Origin of the sequence: Halobacillus amylolyticus (assembly GCF_022921115.1) — a bacterium.
Lineage (GTDB): Bacteria > Bacillota > Bacilli > Bacillales > Halobacillaceae > Halobacillus_A > Halobacillus_A amylolyticus.
The window spans coordinates 47,137-61,561 of record NZ_CP095076.1 but is presented as its reverse complement, the minus strand read 5'-3'; the positions used below and the strand labels follow the sequence as shown (position 1 = coordinate 61,561).

The window sequence follows — 14,425 nt, the reverse complement described above, 5'->3', positions numbered from 1 at the left end:
TGGGTCCTTAAATAATACGAAGAGGTGAAGCGAAATGAAAAAAGAAGAATACAAAGAGTACAAAGCTCCAAAGCTAATTGAATTAGGAGATGCTGTAGAATTAACTAAAGGTAACTATGTGTCTAATACTCCGGAATGCTATGATAATTCCTGCGATTTCTATTTAGTACGAAACTAAGAGTTTATAAGTTTAGATTTTTAGATTAAAAACAATAAGGGCCCACCATTGTTTTTACTAAGGAAGGATAAAATGCTTAAAAAGTTAATAATCAACTTTACTAAAAATCACGTAAAAAAGATATTGATCATATCTTTTTCCATTTTTTTGACGGCTAGTATACCTTTACTGGTTCCTTTGATTAATAAAATTTTACTAGATACCGTTCTACCGGGAAGAGAAATTGAGCTATTATTAACTATACTAATTATGTTTTTAATTTTAATAATTGGTAACATATACTTCAACTTTTTAAAACAAAAAAATATACATATACTTTCTGACAAACTGCAATACGAAATACAATTGCACCTTATTGATAATTTTAAAGAAAAAGGCCTGCATTTTTACAATTCATACAGTCGCTCATTAATTCACAGTCACTTTTATAGTGATATCAACAATTTGAAAACAATATTTAAAAACCTTTTCCCCATCGGGATACAAATAAGCTTTCAATTTATAGGAGCAATTCTATTGGTCTTATGGTTAAGCTGGCAATTTGTTTTCATAATGCTTGCCTGTGTGCCTTTTATTATTTATTTCACAAAAAGAGTAAAAGGGAAAATCGAGCGAATGTCTTTTATATACCAATCAAAGTCAGCCAATAATCAAGAATACATCAATACATTTATTGATGATTATGAGAATATACGGATGCTAAATGGGCATTCTCATTTTACTGGCATATTAAATCCGAAATTAAAGTCCTTATTAAAATACTCTAAAATAAACGGTATTTTAAACGGAGCTTCTACTTCTTTAAACTTAATGTCTTATTGGGTAACTTTTTTTTGTGTACTTTCTCTCAGTTCCTTCTTATTATTGTACGGAAATTTAAGCATAGGATCCTTTGTAGCTATTAATACGTATTTCGGAATGTTAATTAGTCCTGTTATGGCATCTATGGATATTTATTATAACTGGAGTATGTTGAAAGGGTCTATAAAAAGAATTGAAGAATTCTATTACAATGGCCAAGAGGAGACAAAAAAAACACTTGTGGATAGCGTACAAAGCTTTTCTAGCCAGACATTAACATTAAAAACGTTAGATAATAGGCATACCATCCTTGACCATTATGGTTTTAAATTAAAAGAAGGCGATATTTTATCCATAGCAGGAGGAAACGGTGCTGGGAAAACAACTTTACTAAAAACACTTTCAGGGATTAATAAAAACTTTGAGGGAAAAATTGTATTGAATGACGTGTATGAAATTAGCGATTATGAGATTAGTCAATCAATTTCTTACCTGAATCAAAATATAAGCTTATTCAAAGGGACAATCTCTGATAATATTACTTCCTTCGGTCTATACAATGATGATGAACTACTGAATGTGTTAATTAATGATACAAAACTATTACACTTCGTTAATCATTTGGATGAGGGCTTACAGTATAAAATTGACTTCAATAATTCAAACTTATCGGGTGGCCAAAAACAAAGAATTGCTTTAGCCCGAACACTTATGAAGGATGCTGAAATCATTATTATGGACGAACCCACGGCAAGCCTTGATAGTGATTCTGTGAATAGTTTCCTAGAGTTGTTAAAGTATTTAAAATCTAAAGGGAAAATCATTATTCTATCAACACATGATACACAAATAAGTGAATATGCTAATAAAAAAATAAATTTATAACATTTATGGATTCAATTACTTGTTAAGTGGGTGAATCATTTTGGAATGGAAAACATATTTATTAAGTGAAATTTTGAAACCTTTATTTCTAATAGTGGGCATTTTTTTAATAAGTATTTCTCCTTTATTTATGACGGTTGAAGGTTTTGTTTGGCCTGGATTTGAATCAATCGGTAGCGTATTTGGACAAATGATGCGCCTGGAGTCGCTAGTCTATACAAACCCAACCTCTGGGGTAGAAAGAAGTCTATTTCCCATTATATTTAAGGCCTTTGCAAGCTCCTTGAGAGTATTGGGTCTAGCTCTTATTGTTTCCTTCTTTATTGCTCTTCTTGGAACCATTATTTTATGGCGTGCTCCAAAGAGGGTTTATAAAGTTTGTTTATCATCATCTTCTTTCCTGCAAAGTATTCCAGATGTCGTTTTCGTTGTTGCCTCTCAGATGTTTCTCGTATGGCTATATTTCCAGACAGGGACGACCTTTATAAAGCTTGCAGGAGCCGGTGAAGAAGAAGCTATTTTAGCACCTGCATTAGTTTTAGCTATTCTTCCAACGATGTATTTTCTCCAATCCATGTTGGAACTTGTTGAAGAGGAGAGGAAGGAGCCCTACTATGACCTTGCTACAAGCAAAGGACTAACCAAATCATTTATTTTGCTGAAACATATTTTGCGGAACATGTTTGTCCGGCTTGCCTACCAAGCGAAATTTCTAATTAGCATTATGGTAAGTAATTTACTCATCGTTGAATACCTTTTTGAGAATCTTGGAATGACTTCCTTTTTACTTACCTATTCTCAACCACCTGTGTTTTTTGTTACAGCTTTATTGTTCTTCGGTCCTATCTATTTGTTTTTAAAAGTTATTGAACTGTCCCTGTACTTCTTCACAAGGCAGGAGGTCTCTTTATGATAAAAAAATTAGGTAAACAACCTTCTTTCCTTTTGGGGATTGGTTTTTTATTACTTATGTTAGCTGGTAGTTTTGTGCACGCAATTTTCTTTGATTCCTATGTCCTCAAAACTCCATTTCTATATAATGATGAGAATAAGATAGTGGGGCCTCCATTTGCTCCCTTTGAACACTCCATATTAGGCACAGATATGAACGGGAATCACTTGATTTATTATATTTTACAAGGGGCAAAGTTTACAATCTTAGGATCATTGTCTATAGGTCTTATTAGTTTTTCCCTTGCTTTTCTAATCGGGATCCCTCTTGGGTTCAGGTATAAAGGGAAGTCTAAAATTGTCGAAAACACAGTTTCTGCTTTATATTTCATTCCTGCTTCCTTGATTGCCTACAATTTTCTCAGACCCTTGTTATGGGAACCTATGTCTGGATTGCCAACAAGCCTTGCTTTTCGATTGGGAGTAGAAGTTTTGGTTATCAGTATCTTATTAGTACCGCCTGCAGCTATTCTCATAGCGAATGAGACGAGTGTCATTTTAAAGAGGGAATATGTCACAACAAGTAAAGTTCTAGGGGCAGGACCATACCATCTGTATCGTCGTCATCTTATCCCCCATATAAAAGAGAACCTGGTTACAATATTTATGAGACAAACCATTCAAGCTATTCTTGTTATGAGCCACTTAGGTGTATTTGAACTCTTTTTTGGTGGAACTAATGTAGAATATGGATTGGGCGCTGGTCCACCAACTCCCATCACCTTTGAGTGGGCATCAATGGTAGGCATGTACTATGATACATTGCAAACAAACGTTCATTGGTTAGTAGGAGTACCATTAATTTTTCTGGTGTTATTTGTTATTGCCTTGATGGGTATAATTCGTGGTGTTAAGAATGTTATGAAGCTTGATGACCGAAACGTCTACTTAAAGAAAAAAAGAAGGGTTGAAGGAACTGAGAGGCATTCAGCAAAGTTAGAAACAACGGATTTTACCATGGTTAAGGATTCATCTAAATAAAAGGATTTTTAGTTAAAGTGTGAGTTTGTTTGGAGTGAGCTCAATATGTGACTACGCCCTTTTAACATTTATTTAAAATAGTCGACTCTTCTTAACGTAGAAGTCGGCTATTTTTTGTGTCGAGTTTGACCTAGCGTCGGTTTTCTGCAGCTGGATAAGGAAGTCTAGCAGAGTGGGCTCTGAGATATTTATATATTCGTGATAATTGTAAGCGTAAAATAACTCCCACCTAGTCAAAGGTGAGAGTTTCGTTTATGCTTGATTTACTTATTATTTGGAACCCGACAGATGTCTGGAAGGGAGGAAGACCAAGGTAGGACATTTTCCCACTGTTCCGCATCCGTAAGGTCCATTTGAGGCAGTTGTTCAAATAAATAGGTTAAGTAATACAGGGGGTTCAAGCCGTTGGCTTTGGCTGTCTCTACAATACTATAAATGATGGCACTTGATTCAGCTCCCTTGAGGCTATTGGCGAAAAGCCAATTCTTTCGTCCGATGACAAAAGGTTTTAGGGTGTTTTTGCCCATCCCCCCGAAAAGGTGGAATAAGGGTAATTTTACACAACTACTTGCATCGCCCAATACAGAATGAGCGCTTCCTTATTCAAGAAAAGCGTCCGATTGCGGTAAATCACAGATTCAGAATAAAAGTCGGATTAATATCAGCGGTACCAGCTTGAATTAAAATCTAATTCAAGCATTTTGCCGAGTTGTATCCCAAAGTCTTTAAAAAATGCTCCCTTTGCAGTTAGAATCTTTCCATCTGGGATATTTTTGCACAACGCCCCGAAAGGGTTCGATTCAGAAAATTCTGATTATAAATAGACCTTGTCAAAATGATCGCAGGACTTTTGCCATGTTTCAAAATGATTTATGTTGAACTTATGACACAAAAAATTGACGAGAAACAGGACCTTTCAAAAAGTACACTTTTTGAAAGACTCACTTGTAATTCAAGCTAGCTATGATCTTTCTGTTTGAGAAAAATGGGTAAAAACCGTGTCGTTGCAACAATCTATAGTCGCAAAAATTAGTCAGATTATTCTGAATTGAACCTTTTCGAGGGGACGGGCAAAAACACCCAAATAAAGGGGATGGTTGGAATGATAAAGGTACTTGGGGTGTTTTCCAAATTTATCGTAGCTAACCTTGCGGTGATACTCTCCATCACGTTGTTACCAGTATTTTTAGTTACTGATGATGTTGCGCTTTTTGATCAAATCATGAATTATTTGTTTAGTAATAATAATAGATGACATTGGAAATATCCTTGAAACGGGATATTTTTATGTATTATGGGGTCTCGCCACATGCCCATCAAGTTAAGGCAAATGACTACCCCCAAAACGGAAAAAGCGCTATCCTTTCAGTAATATATGAAAAAGGATGGTGTTTTTTTATGAGTCGTGAAATTTCAGATGAACTGACCCTCTTTTCACAGGAACTACAACGATCCTTGTCTCCAAAAGTTCTCCAACAGCTGGCCAAAGAAGTCGGTTTTGTTCAAAGGACGAGTAAGTACCAGGCCAAAGATTTAATAGCGCTATGCGTGTGGTTAAGCCAAAAAGTAGCGAGCACTTCCCTGGCACAGCTATGTAGTTGTTTAGAATCTTCAACGGGAGTTTTAATGAGTCCTGAAGGACTTAATCAACGATTTAATCCTACGGCTGTCGAGCTCTTACGACATGTTTTTGCTACCTTGCTTACTAAAAAGTTGTCTGCTTCTAGGGTTCTTTCTCATCGTTACGTTTCACAGTTTCGGAGTATACGAATCTTGGATTCTACGACCTTTCAATTGCCAGATGTTTTTGCTAAAACCTATCAAGGATCTGGAGGCAGTAGCCATACGGCTGGTGTGAAAATTCAACTGGAATATGATCTTCTCAGTGGCCAATTCCTCCATGTTCATTCGGGTCCAGGTAAAGAAAATGATCGAACCTACGGTTCCACATGCTTACAAACGGTACAAACAGGTGACTTATGTAGGGGTAGTACCAACATTTTAACGGAAAACTCACGCTAAGACAGTTTTTACCATAAAATGGCCGGAATTCTTTACTCTAACGAATTCCGGGGGACTGTTTCATATATTTAATGGTCTTAATGTATTCTCTTTGGTCAAATTTTTTAAATCAAATGAATATTCTCCTAGGAAATTAATATGTTCCCACCCTAATGGTGAAACATGTCCAATTAACTCTTCTTTTAAAACACCCTTTTCCCTCATGACCTTTATTGCTTCTGTAAGATATACCGTGTTCCAAACACTGATTGCGTTTATTAAAATGTTTAATGCACTATTTCGTTGCAGTTGATCTTGTAATGCACGTTCACGCAATTCTCCTCTTTTTCCAAAGAATAATGCTCTGGCTAAAGCATTCATGGCTTCACCCTTATTCAATCCTCGCTGAATTCTTCGACGTATTGCTTCATTTGAAATGTAATCTAAGATAAAAATAGTTTTTTCGATTCTTCCCATCTCTCGGAGGGCCGTTGCAAGGTTGTTCTGTCTCGAATAGGAACCCAGTTTACCTAAAATAAGTGCAGCAGAAACTTTACCTTGACCAACAGATTGTCCCATACGTAACACATCAGCGTAATTTTCTTGAATGACCTTAGTATTAATGCGACCTTTTAATAACGACTCAAGCTTTGGAAATTCATTTGGCTTCCCCATGATATGTAACCGCGTGTCCGTCAAGTCCCGAAGGCGAGGAGCAAATCGAAAGCCCAAAAGGTGACATAGACCAAACACTTGGTCTGTATACCCAGCTGTATCCGTGTAATGTTCTTCAATGTTAAGTTCAGATTCATGATGTAGCAGTCCATCGACTACATGAAGTGCATCGCGAGAATTCGTGTTTACGACATTTCCACTAAAGGTTGAAAATTGGTCACTTGTAAAACGGTAAAAGGTCGTTCCTTTCCCATGACCATAATGGGGATTTGCATCAGCGTAAAGGGAAGGAACTCCTACTTGGACGCGCATACCATCTGATGAGGAGGTAGTCCCATCTCCCCAGTAAGATGGCAATAAAAGTTGGTGATGAAAATCAACAAGTGCAGCCTGCGCCTTATTCATAGCATCATCATGCATTCTCCATTGAGCGATATTGGCCATTTGATGATAAGAAATTTTAGGAGTAGCATCGGCCATTTTGGTTAGTCCAATGTTAGTTCCCATACCCATGAGTGTTGCCATGAGGATGGATTTCTCATTGCCCTTTGGCGGGCGGCCAGAAGATGCGTGGAGAAAGGCTTCATCAAAACCCGTCCAGCTCGCAACTTCTAAAAGAAGATCGGTTAGTTTGATCTTTGGAAGCATCTTATATAAAGACAAACTAAAGGATTTTGCTTCTTCCGGAGTGTTTTTTTCTAAACGATCAATATGAAGTTTCCCTTTTCCAATATTTACTCCTTCTAATTCATGAGCATGGTTCGATACCCAGTTCAGGCGTTCAGTAAGTGTTTGTGTTCTTTCACTTATGAATTGATCAACTGAAGGACTAACCGCAAGTTTACTATTTTGTAAATCAATCTTCTTCCATTCATCCTTTGAAATTAAATATTCATCAAAGTTTTTATATTGGCGGCTACCGGTTACGGAGACATCTCCTGATCGAATATGATTACGAAGTTCTGTCAACGCGGCCATTTCATAATAGCGACGGTTAATGGACCCATCCTCATCATATACATGTTTTTGCCATCGATTAGAAATAAAATCGAGGGGGGCATCTTCTGGAACTCTTCTCTTTCCAGATTGATTCATGGTACGGATCGTATCTATGGCTTCCATCAAGGGTTCTGCTGATTGATTTGATTGAAAATCTAAGGCATTTAATAAAGTGGGTGTATATTTTCGTAAGTATGAGAAACGATTTTCAAGTAAATCCAAGTAATCATAATCAACGGGCCGTGATAATTTTCTGGCTTCTTCCACAGAAGAAATAATATTTTCCCACGGCATAACTGTTTCCAACGTTTCAAATGGATCAAGCCCTTCATCTCGTGCTTTAATTAACGCAGCGCCCAGATCAGCAAAATGAATGACCTTTTCATTGATGGACTTCCCGTGTTGCTTTTGAAGCTCTTCCTGGGCTTTTCGGCCTTTGGATTGTAGAACCATGATTTGACGATCATGTATTTCAATGGCTTGGTCTATTAATTCTTGGCTTAGATATAGGAGGTATGCGACAAGAATGGCATAACGTTTTGATTCCTTAAATCGTCGAAATGAATGGGGCTCATATCTTGCTCCCATACGGGATAGTTGGAGTAGGCGGTTAGGATGGATTTCCTTAGTATTAGAAGAAAGATTGATCTCCCGAACATACTCCAAGCGTTTAATAGCATCCAAAAAGGCGTCTGGAGAGGATTGACCAGGTTTTTCTCTTAACCATGACAGAGGTGTTCTTCTCTGTTCATCAGAAGGTTCTGTTAATGTATCAAGCTGTTGTTTTTGGTTTGAAGTCAGAGATTCTGTTAATCGTTGGTAAACTTTTTTCTCCGCCCTTCGCCGGATTTCCCATACCAACCTTTCAACAGTTGTCATAGCTGGTAGAATGATTTTTTGCTTTCTCATTTCATCGATAGCTATCTTAATTAAATGGAGGGATTGATTGTTTTCCATGGCAAAAGGGAGCAAATAACGTGATAACTGTCGGTAGTTGCTCATTGAAAAGAAAGTATATCCATAAAACTTTCTGATTTCTTCCAAATGTTCATATTTGGTTTGTTCCCGTCCTGCATAATATTGAAATTCCTGTGCGTTCACATGGATTTGGTCTGCAATAAAGTTTAAAACAGCATTTGGAATAGGGTTCGCATCAGATAAGGTCCAGCCCGGAAAGCGCAGAAGGCAAAGTTGAATAGCGAACCCTAAACGATTATGATCCCTTCTGCGACGTTTAATAAGATTAATGTCTTGTGGAGAAAGGGTATAGTAACTCGCTAATTCCCACTTACTAATATCGGATGGGATTTTCATAAACTGTATCCTTTGTTCTGATGTTAACAATTCTCTTTCCCTTAAATACAAAAGTATTACTCCTCTCCCTTATTTATTAACCGGAGGAATTAATGTAGATATTTTCCACAGCTTTTTCTTTATCCTGGGCGGTGGGCTGACTGTAACGGAGGACCATGTCAGCCGATTGATGACCGGACAATGACTGAATGACAGAAATGTCTTCACCCGCACGTACAAGACCTGTGATAAACGTATGACGTAAAGCATGAGGGTGGACTTTGTACTTTCCAAGAACGGTTTGAACACTTCGAATACTGATTCGTTTCACCCGGCTTGATAAAAATAAGGCTGGTTGATTGTCGCCCCTTTGATCAAGATAATCTGTAAGCGCACGACGCACCTCCACGTTTAAGGGGATAATTCTCTCCCGATTACCTTTTCCAATAACCCGGACCTCACCTTTTCGTTCACTTTTCTGAATATCATCTCTGTTGAGGGAAACGAGTTCCCGGACCCGTACTCCTGTATAAAGAAGCATAAGGATAATAGCGTAATCGCGTTTGTTACCGTCACGATCTACTTCACGAACTAATCGATTTCGCTCAATGCGATCTAATCCCTTAGGAGCTTGCTTTTTAAGGTCAGCCATTTTAACAACACGTATATCCTGAACAGCTTTGGCATTGCCTGTCCATCTTGCAAAAGGTTTAATGGCATTCCAAATTTTATTAACAGTTGCGGCACTTTTCCGTTTAGCCGTCAGATAATCAATGTACTGTTGCACATCAGATCGTGAAAAATCTTCTAAGTTTGTGCCCGTTCCTTCTAACCAATGGTTAAATTGCTCTAATGCATGTATATATGTGTCACAAGTTGATTCTGACTTCCCCTTTAAACCTTCTTCTCTGAACACTTCTAATACTGATTTCGTCATTGGATTCCCCTTTAATACACCATCACATAATTCTACGCTAAAATTTCCGGCCATTAATCTTTGATTGTACACCGGTAACACATGATTGATTCGTTTGGACTTTAGATCATTTTATCATAGAATTATTGTTCTATGACATAATTCAACGATAAAATGCAAGAATAGTCTAATTATTGATCTAAGAGTCGTCTTTTGTATATATTATCCAATTATGCATTTGAGTCTTTAGTACTTTAATATGTAATAAAAGAAGAAGATAAAAAGTAAACCTTTTTTTCAATTTTTACAGGAGTTTTACTATAATATGACGAAGTGATTTAATAAGACAAAATTTGGAAGGAGAGAAGTTGTGAAATCTCGTTACTATGTGGTAAAAGATTGCTCTTGAAGGGATTTAAGGGTAGTAGTGGACAAGGAAAAAATAAGATTATTTAAATGGAGGTTACGTAAATGAAGAAATTATATTTTATTGCTACATTTGTTTTAACCGTTCTATTTGTAATTAATTTTAATCCAACTAGCGCTGATGCTGCTAGTAGAGAAAATTGTTCTACATCTTATGTTAGGTGTCAAGCAGTTACCATCTATCCAGGAGATAAAATAGGCTATAGTTCACGTACCATTTATGTACCTAGTGGTGGCGAAATTTATTTTGGTGTAAGCACATATAGCGATAGTGTTTTTCAAGTTGGTGCGTATGTCTATGATGGTAATTTAAATCAACTTGATAGCGTTGGAGCTAGTGGTGGTGGGGGCGATGGCTTTGATAGCGTGACAGCTCCTCATAGCGGATTTTATCATATCGTATTGAAAAGTGGAGATTCCACACAAGGTAGATCTCATGCTCGTGCATACCTACAATATTATAATTAAATAAAAAGGACAGGTTTTTTCCTGTCCTTTTTATTTATTGAAGGGATTCTGCTGCTTTTATAAGCTTGTCTTGCCTTACATCTTTTTTGTAATAATTCAAACCTAAACCGTATTTTTGATTATCTCTCTTAAGATGTAACCAAGAAATACTCGGTTTATTTGGATTTGGCCCCACATGTTTTATAAATACTTCTGTCCCATCTTTCAATTTTTTATTAGTCAGTTGCTTGGTAGAATTACTTGGCTCCACATGTATTTTAAAAAGTTGTTTTTTGCTTTCACCTATAAATTCGAGGGTAAGTCTGTTATCTTCAATTTTTCCAAATTGTAATTTAGCTTGGAAAGGCATTACTTTGGGAAAGTTTATGTTGGTATCGAATTTATTTTCATATTTTTGTACTGCTTTTTCAGCTTTTGTGTAGCCCATGGATTTATACAGTTCTTCTGTAGTCATTGGTTCTTCAGACTCTATACTTCCTTCATCTTTCTTGTTAGCGTACCCTGTGTTACTTAACATTAAAAATAACAGTAAACTACACAAGAGTATTTTCCTGCCTTTTTTCATGTGATCACCTCTATATCGTATTTTGGTCAAATGCTAAAGAATTATACGGAATGAGCTTATTTTTATTCTCTTTCTTTTGTTACAGACTTGGCTGTATCCCTAGCTATGAACAATATCCACGTTATCAAAAAGCACAAAAAAGAAATATATAGCTAAGGATGGAGATAATATCCATTATTAACTGTATATTTTACATGTATCTTGGGAAGTAACCCCGATAGCGTAAGAGCACATCATTCAAATAACCGTATCCCAGAACGTGAGTCTTCATAAGGATACAAGTAATAAATTAAACAATCCCGGAATTCTTTAGCGTACAGAATTCCGGGATTTATATGGTAAAAACTGTCTTAGCGTGAGTTTTCCGTTAAAATGTTGGTACTACCCCAACAAGGCCAACGTGTGGTCTTCATCTCCATGGGAGAGCTGGTGCCTCTTTTAAAGACTGAGGAGTACATCCGAAAAGCACAGTTGCGCCTTAAACGTATTAGGGACGCCGATCTGGTCATCATCGATGACCTCATGTATATGGCAATGGACCAACAAGAGGCCAACCTGTTTTTCCAGTTAGTGAATCATTTGTATGAACGAAGTTCTATAATACTGACGTCCAACAAAGGCCCAGAGGAGTGGGGAGAATTAATGGGCGATCAGGGAATTACCACAGCGATCCTAGATAGGCTCCTTCACCGGGCTGAAGTCATTCATTTAAATGGGTCTAGTCATCGAATCAAGTACAGAAAGTCTGTATTCCAATCGAAAAGTGTTCAAAATTAATGAGCAAAAAGTGTTCAAAACTACTTGACGGTTACAATTGTACGGACTCCATAACAGAATCTAATTTATCTAAATACACATTTTTTGTCTTAAAATCGTGAAAGAGCTTCTTATCATGCTTAAAAACTTTTAAAACAAGGGGGAAAGTAATACACTTTATCAAGATACTTTCCATGTCTTGATCCATATTCATCACCTTCCTTGTATCATTATTGCATGATTATATAGCTTTGAGTAAAAAGATACAATCGATTAAAGTTATTTACTCCTACAGATTTTAATGTAAATACGTCATCATCTTGATCCGAAATTGACCTATTTTAGCAACTTTTTTATTGAAATAAGAGTATTTTTATTGTATTGTGGTAATAGTAATATAACAGGAGGATCTGAAAGATTGGTTCTCGCCTGAACGGGTAGCTTCAGGTGCCTTGCCGGTAGAGGCCTTAAAATGAACCGGAAAGCATGCAAGATATGCTGCCCAATTAAATTGATTTAAATTTACAGGCCCTTGGTGATGGCGTAAGCCTACATTAAGGGCCTTTTCTTTTATATGTTACTTTGAAATTAGTAATCTGCTAAAATATAGTAAAATAACCACGTTAGGGTGAAAATATGCTTGGTGTTAAAGGTTTACATAAATTATCGGAAAAGCCAAACATTAGTAAAATAAGCATGAAGCTTCTTTTAGAATACTATGAAGAATATTTAAAGCCATATTCCTTCACTTATGAGTTAGAAGATGGACAAGTCATAGATTTGAATTTTGAAAAAGAGCATTTTTGCCACCTAATTGGTGTAGAGACTGTAGCTAAAAATGTATATAGAAATGAAGCAGTTCTAAAGAGGTATAAGGGTGAACTGGGGTACAGACGTATTGATGATGGAGAAATAACTTTCCAACATCTAAAAAATTTAAAGCATAGGCGCAGTGGTAAAAGTAAATTTAAAAGTATAAAGGATAAGCTTATCTTTTTTTATTTAATCCCACATGCTTTAGAATCATCGGAAGTGATACTGGAATATAAAATCATTCATAATGCAATTAAATGTAAGATGCTTATTTATGATATTACACATGGAGTTTGTGTAAATATAGGGGTTGATGAGGATGAAGACACCCCTGGTTATCATTTTATGAGGACATTTTTAATAGAAAGAATTACACAGAATAATGATGGTCTAAAATTCGTTAGTGGACAGCCTTCAGTTTTTGTGAAAAAAATCACAAAGACAGAGGTCTCCTCAGGTAAAGTTGTATTAGTTAAATCACCAAATCAGAGTGAAGTAGAGGAAAAAAAGAATAATTGATCAGGGGAGCTTTAGCTGACCTGTTTTATTTTTATGTTGTTTTAGTGCGTTTTTAATTTATGTTATTTAATGTGAGGAAAATACCTTTCCGTGAACTGCTTAGGTTTAGATCGGCTACACTCAGTTGGACAGAAAAATTAAGGTCAGGTAGACTTTACTAAATATCTGAAACGAGGAGATTTCTCCCCCACCTCGTAATTATAAGCAAATCTGCCCGATACATTAATAAAAGTGCAATCCTTTACTTCAGAATTGCACCCGATTTTGGAATAAACCCTGATACCCCGTAATAAAAACTGATTAAAGGAAAAATCATCAATATCCTATGACAGTAGTATTAACTTCGTTGATAATCTCATTAGATATTGTGCTTACAGATAACAAATAGACTTTATTTAAACGAGGGTTAAATATCCCTAAATTCTCAATTTGTTTGAATTCAGAATGAATAGAACGAACACCCATTAAATAATATATGAGCAGCTGTAATGTATGCTTGTTAGTCGGTGCTGATTTTGAAACTTTAAAATCCCATAATGTATTGTCTGTCAAAAAATCGCCATCACCAGTGGCAATGGAAGACGTATATCCACCTTCTAAAGTAAAGCCATCCTTTATAACGGGGCCATAAAGTTTGAAAAAATTCAATCCTCTATTCACCATAATCCTTATATTAGTAATTGTTTCTTCATCAGGATTAATAAGTTCTACTGGTTTATACCCCGGCACTCCTACTCGATACGCTACATCAAACCCAACCATTTTACATGCACTTTCAATTGAAGTATCGTCTGTACTCTTTATATCGAGCAATAGATCATTCGCTAATTCAAGCTCATTAACATTGGATGCTCCCATCAATGAAATTTTAAATGTCTTTTCAATTGGTGCACCACTTAAAAACCTTGTTAAATAATCTACTGCTAATCCAACTAAACCGCCGTGGATATTTTCACTTTCGTTTAAAATATCATTATCTAATAGATCTGTAACAACAAATTCTTTTGGTTTTATATATCCTCCTCTTGGTTGTTTAACTTTGGAAACTCTTTGAGTAACTGATACCACAACAACCCTCCTGTACTTTTGGTGTGGCGATAAATACCATTTATGGGGTTAAAAAGGAGCTGAACTACTTTTAAACGAATGATGAATAGTATATGAAAAGATGTTATCGCTTAGTTGTTTCAATTTCCGC

Annotated in this window: 10 protein-coding genes and 3 pseudogenes; 8 read left to right on the top strand and 5 right to left on the bottom strand. The window is 36.2% G+C overall.

What is annotated here, in order from left to right; all coding sequences use genetic code 11:
- Nucleotides 1-34: 34 nt before the first annotated feature.
- The 4 genes from MUO15_RS21105 (at nucleotide 35) to MUO15_RS21090 (ending at nucleotide 3,796) form a co-directional block, all read left to right on the top strand.
- Entirely contained in the window at nucleotides 35-178 is a 144-nt protein-coding gene (locus MUO15_RS21105) for a lasso RiPP family leader peptide-containing protein (protein WP_245036334.1), read from the top strand.
- A 72-nt stretch (nucleotides 179-250) separates the two neighbouring features.
- The gene (locus MUO15_RS21100) at nucleotides 251-1,864 is read left to right on the top strand and encodes an ATP-binding cassette domain-containing protein (RefSeq protein ID WP_245036332.1); all 1,614 of its coding nucleotides are present in this window, start codon (nucleotides 251-253) and stop codon (nucleotides 1,862-1,864) included.
- Nucleotides 1,865-1,904: 40 nt separating this feature from the next.
- Nucleotides 1,905-2,777, top strand: coding sequence for an ABC transporter permease subunit (locus tag MUO15_RS21095; protein ID WP_245036330.1), 873 nt, complete (start codon nucleotides 1,905-1,907; stop codon nucleotides 2,775-2,777).
- On the top strand, nucleotides 2,774-3,796 hold the full coding sequence (locus tag MUO15_RS21090; RefSeq protein WP_245036328.1) for an ABC transporter permease subunit: 1,023 nt from the start codon (nucleotides 2,774-2,776) through the stop codon (nucleotides 3,794-3,796). Before MUO15_RS21095 ends, MUO15_RS21090 begins: the two co-directional genes overlap by 4 nt.
- A 263-nt stretch (nucleotides 3,797-4,059) precedes the next feature.
- Here MUO15_RS21090 and MUO15_RS21085 read toward each other — a convergent pair.
- A pseudogene (locus tag MUO15_RS21085) lies at nucleotides 4,060-4,308 on the bottom strand (transposase domain-containing protein); the annotation flags it as partial.
- An 886-nt stretch (nucleotides 4,309-5,194) separates the two neighbouring features.
- On the opposite strand from MUO15_RS21085, the pseudogene MUO15_RS21080 reads away from it, so the two are divergent.
- Nucleotides 5,195-5,779: pseudogene (locus MUO15_RS21080) on the top strand (IS4 family transposase); the annotation flags it as partial.
- A 99-nt stretch (nucleotides 5,780-5,878) separates the two neighbouring features.
- On the opposite strand, the gene MUO15_RS21075 reads toward MUO15_RS21080, so the two are convergent.
- Nucleotides 5,879-8,836: a Tn3 family transposase gene (locus MUO15_RS21075; RefSeq protein WP_245036326.1), complete on the bottom strand. Its 2,958-nt coding sequence runs from the start codon at nucleotides 8,834-8,836 to the stop codon at nucleotides 5,879-5,881.
- 25 nt (nucleotides 8,837-8,861) lie between these two features.
- Nucleotides 8,862-9,701 carry a tyrosine-type recombinase/integrase gene (locus MUO15_RS21070; protein WP_079525035.1) on the bottom strand — a complete coding sequence of 280 codons (840 nt, stop codon included), beginning with the start codon at nucleotides 9,699-9,701 and terminating at the stop codon, nucleotides 8,862-8,864.
- A 450-nt stretch (nucleotides 9,702-10,151) separates the two neighbouring features.
- Between MUO15_RS21070 and MUO15_RS21065 the strand changes: the two genes are divergently transcribed.
- Complete coding sequence (locus MUO15_RS21065) at nucleotides 10,152-10,574, top strand: hypothetical protein (RefSeq protein WP_245036324.1); 423 nt, start codon at nucleotides 10,152-10,154, stop codon at nucleotides 10,572-10,574.
- 34 nt (nucleotides 10,575-10,608) lie between these two features.
- Here the strand turns inward: MUO15_RS21065 and MUO15_RS21060 are convergent, their stop codons facing one another.
- A complete protein-coding gene (locus tag MUO15_RS21060) occupies nucleotides 10,609-11,139 on the bottom strand; it encodes a hypothetical protein (protein WP_245036322.1) in 531 nt (176 codons plus the stop codon).
- Between the two features lie 390 nt (nucleotides 11,140-11,529).
- Here MUO15_RS21060 and MUO15_RS21055 point away from each other — a divergent pair.
- Both MUO15_RS21055 and MUO15_RS21050 read left to right on the top strand, forming a co-directional pair.
- A pseudogene (locus MUO15_RS21055) lies at nucleotides 11,530-11,916 on the top strand (ATP-binding protein); the annotation flags it as partial.
- A gap of 615 nt (nucleotides 11,917-12,531) precedes the next feature.
- Nucleotides 12,532-13,227 (top strand): PBECR4 domain-containing protein, encoded by a 696-nt coding sequence (locus tag MUO15_RS21050; RefSeq protein WP_245036320.1) that lies wholly within the window; start codon nucleotides 12,532-12,534, stop codon nucleotides 13,225-13,227.
- A gap of 315 nt (nucleotides 13,228-13,542) precedes the next feature.
- Here MUO15_RS21050 and MUO15_RS21045 read toward each other — a convergent pair whose 3' ends face one another.
- Complete coding sequence (locus MUO15_RS21045) at nucleotides 13,543-14,295, bottom strand: hypothetical protein (protein ID WP_245036318.1); 753 nt, start codon at nucleotides 14,293-14,295, stop codon at nucleotides 13,543-13,545.
- Nucleotides 14,296-14,425: the final 130 nt, after the last annotated feature.

Coding starts and splice junctions, on each gene's coding strand:
- MUO15_RS21105 (WP_245036334.1), top strand. CDS start 35: ATGAAAAAAGAAGAATACAAAGAGTACAAAGCTCCAAAGCTAATTGAA.
- MUO15_RS21100 (WP_245036332.1), top strand. CDS start 251: ATGCTTAAAAAGTTAATAATCAACTTTACTAAAAATCACGTAAAAAAG.
- MUO15_RS21090 (WP_245036328.1), top strand. CDS start 2,774: ATGATAAAAAAATTAGGTAAACAACCTTCTTTCCTTTTGGGGATTGGT.
- MUO15_RS21070 (WP_079525035.1), bottom strand. CDS start 9,701: ATGACGAAATCAGTATTAGAAGTGTTCAGAGAAGAAGGTTTAAAGGGG.
- MUO15_RS21065 (WP_245036324.1), top strand. CDS start 10,152: ATGAAGAAATTATATTTTATTGCTACATTTGTTTTAACCGTTCTATTT.
- MUO15_RS21060 (WP_245036322.1), bottom strand. CDS start 11,139: ATGAAAAAAGGCAGGAAAATACTCTTGTGTAGTTTACTGTTATTTTTA.
- MUO15_RS21050 (WP_245036320.1), top strand. CDS start 12,532: ATGCTTGGTGTTAAAGGTTTACATAAATTATCGGAAAAGCCAAACATT.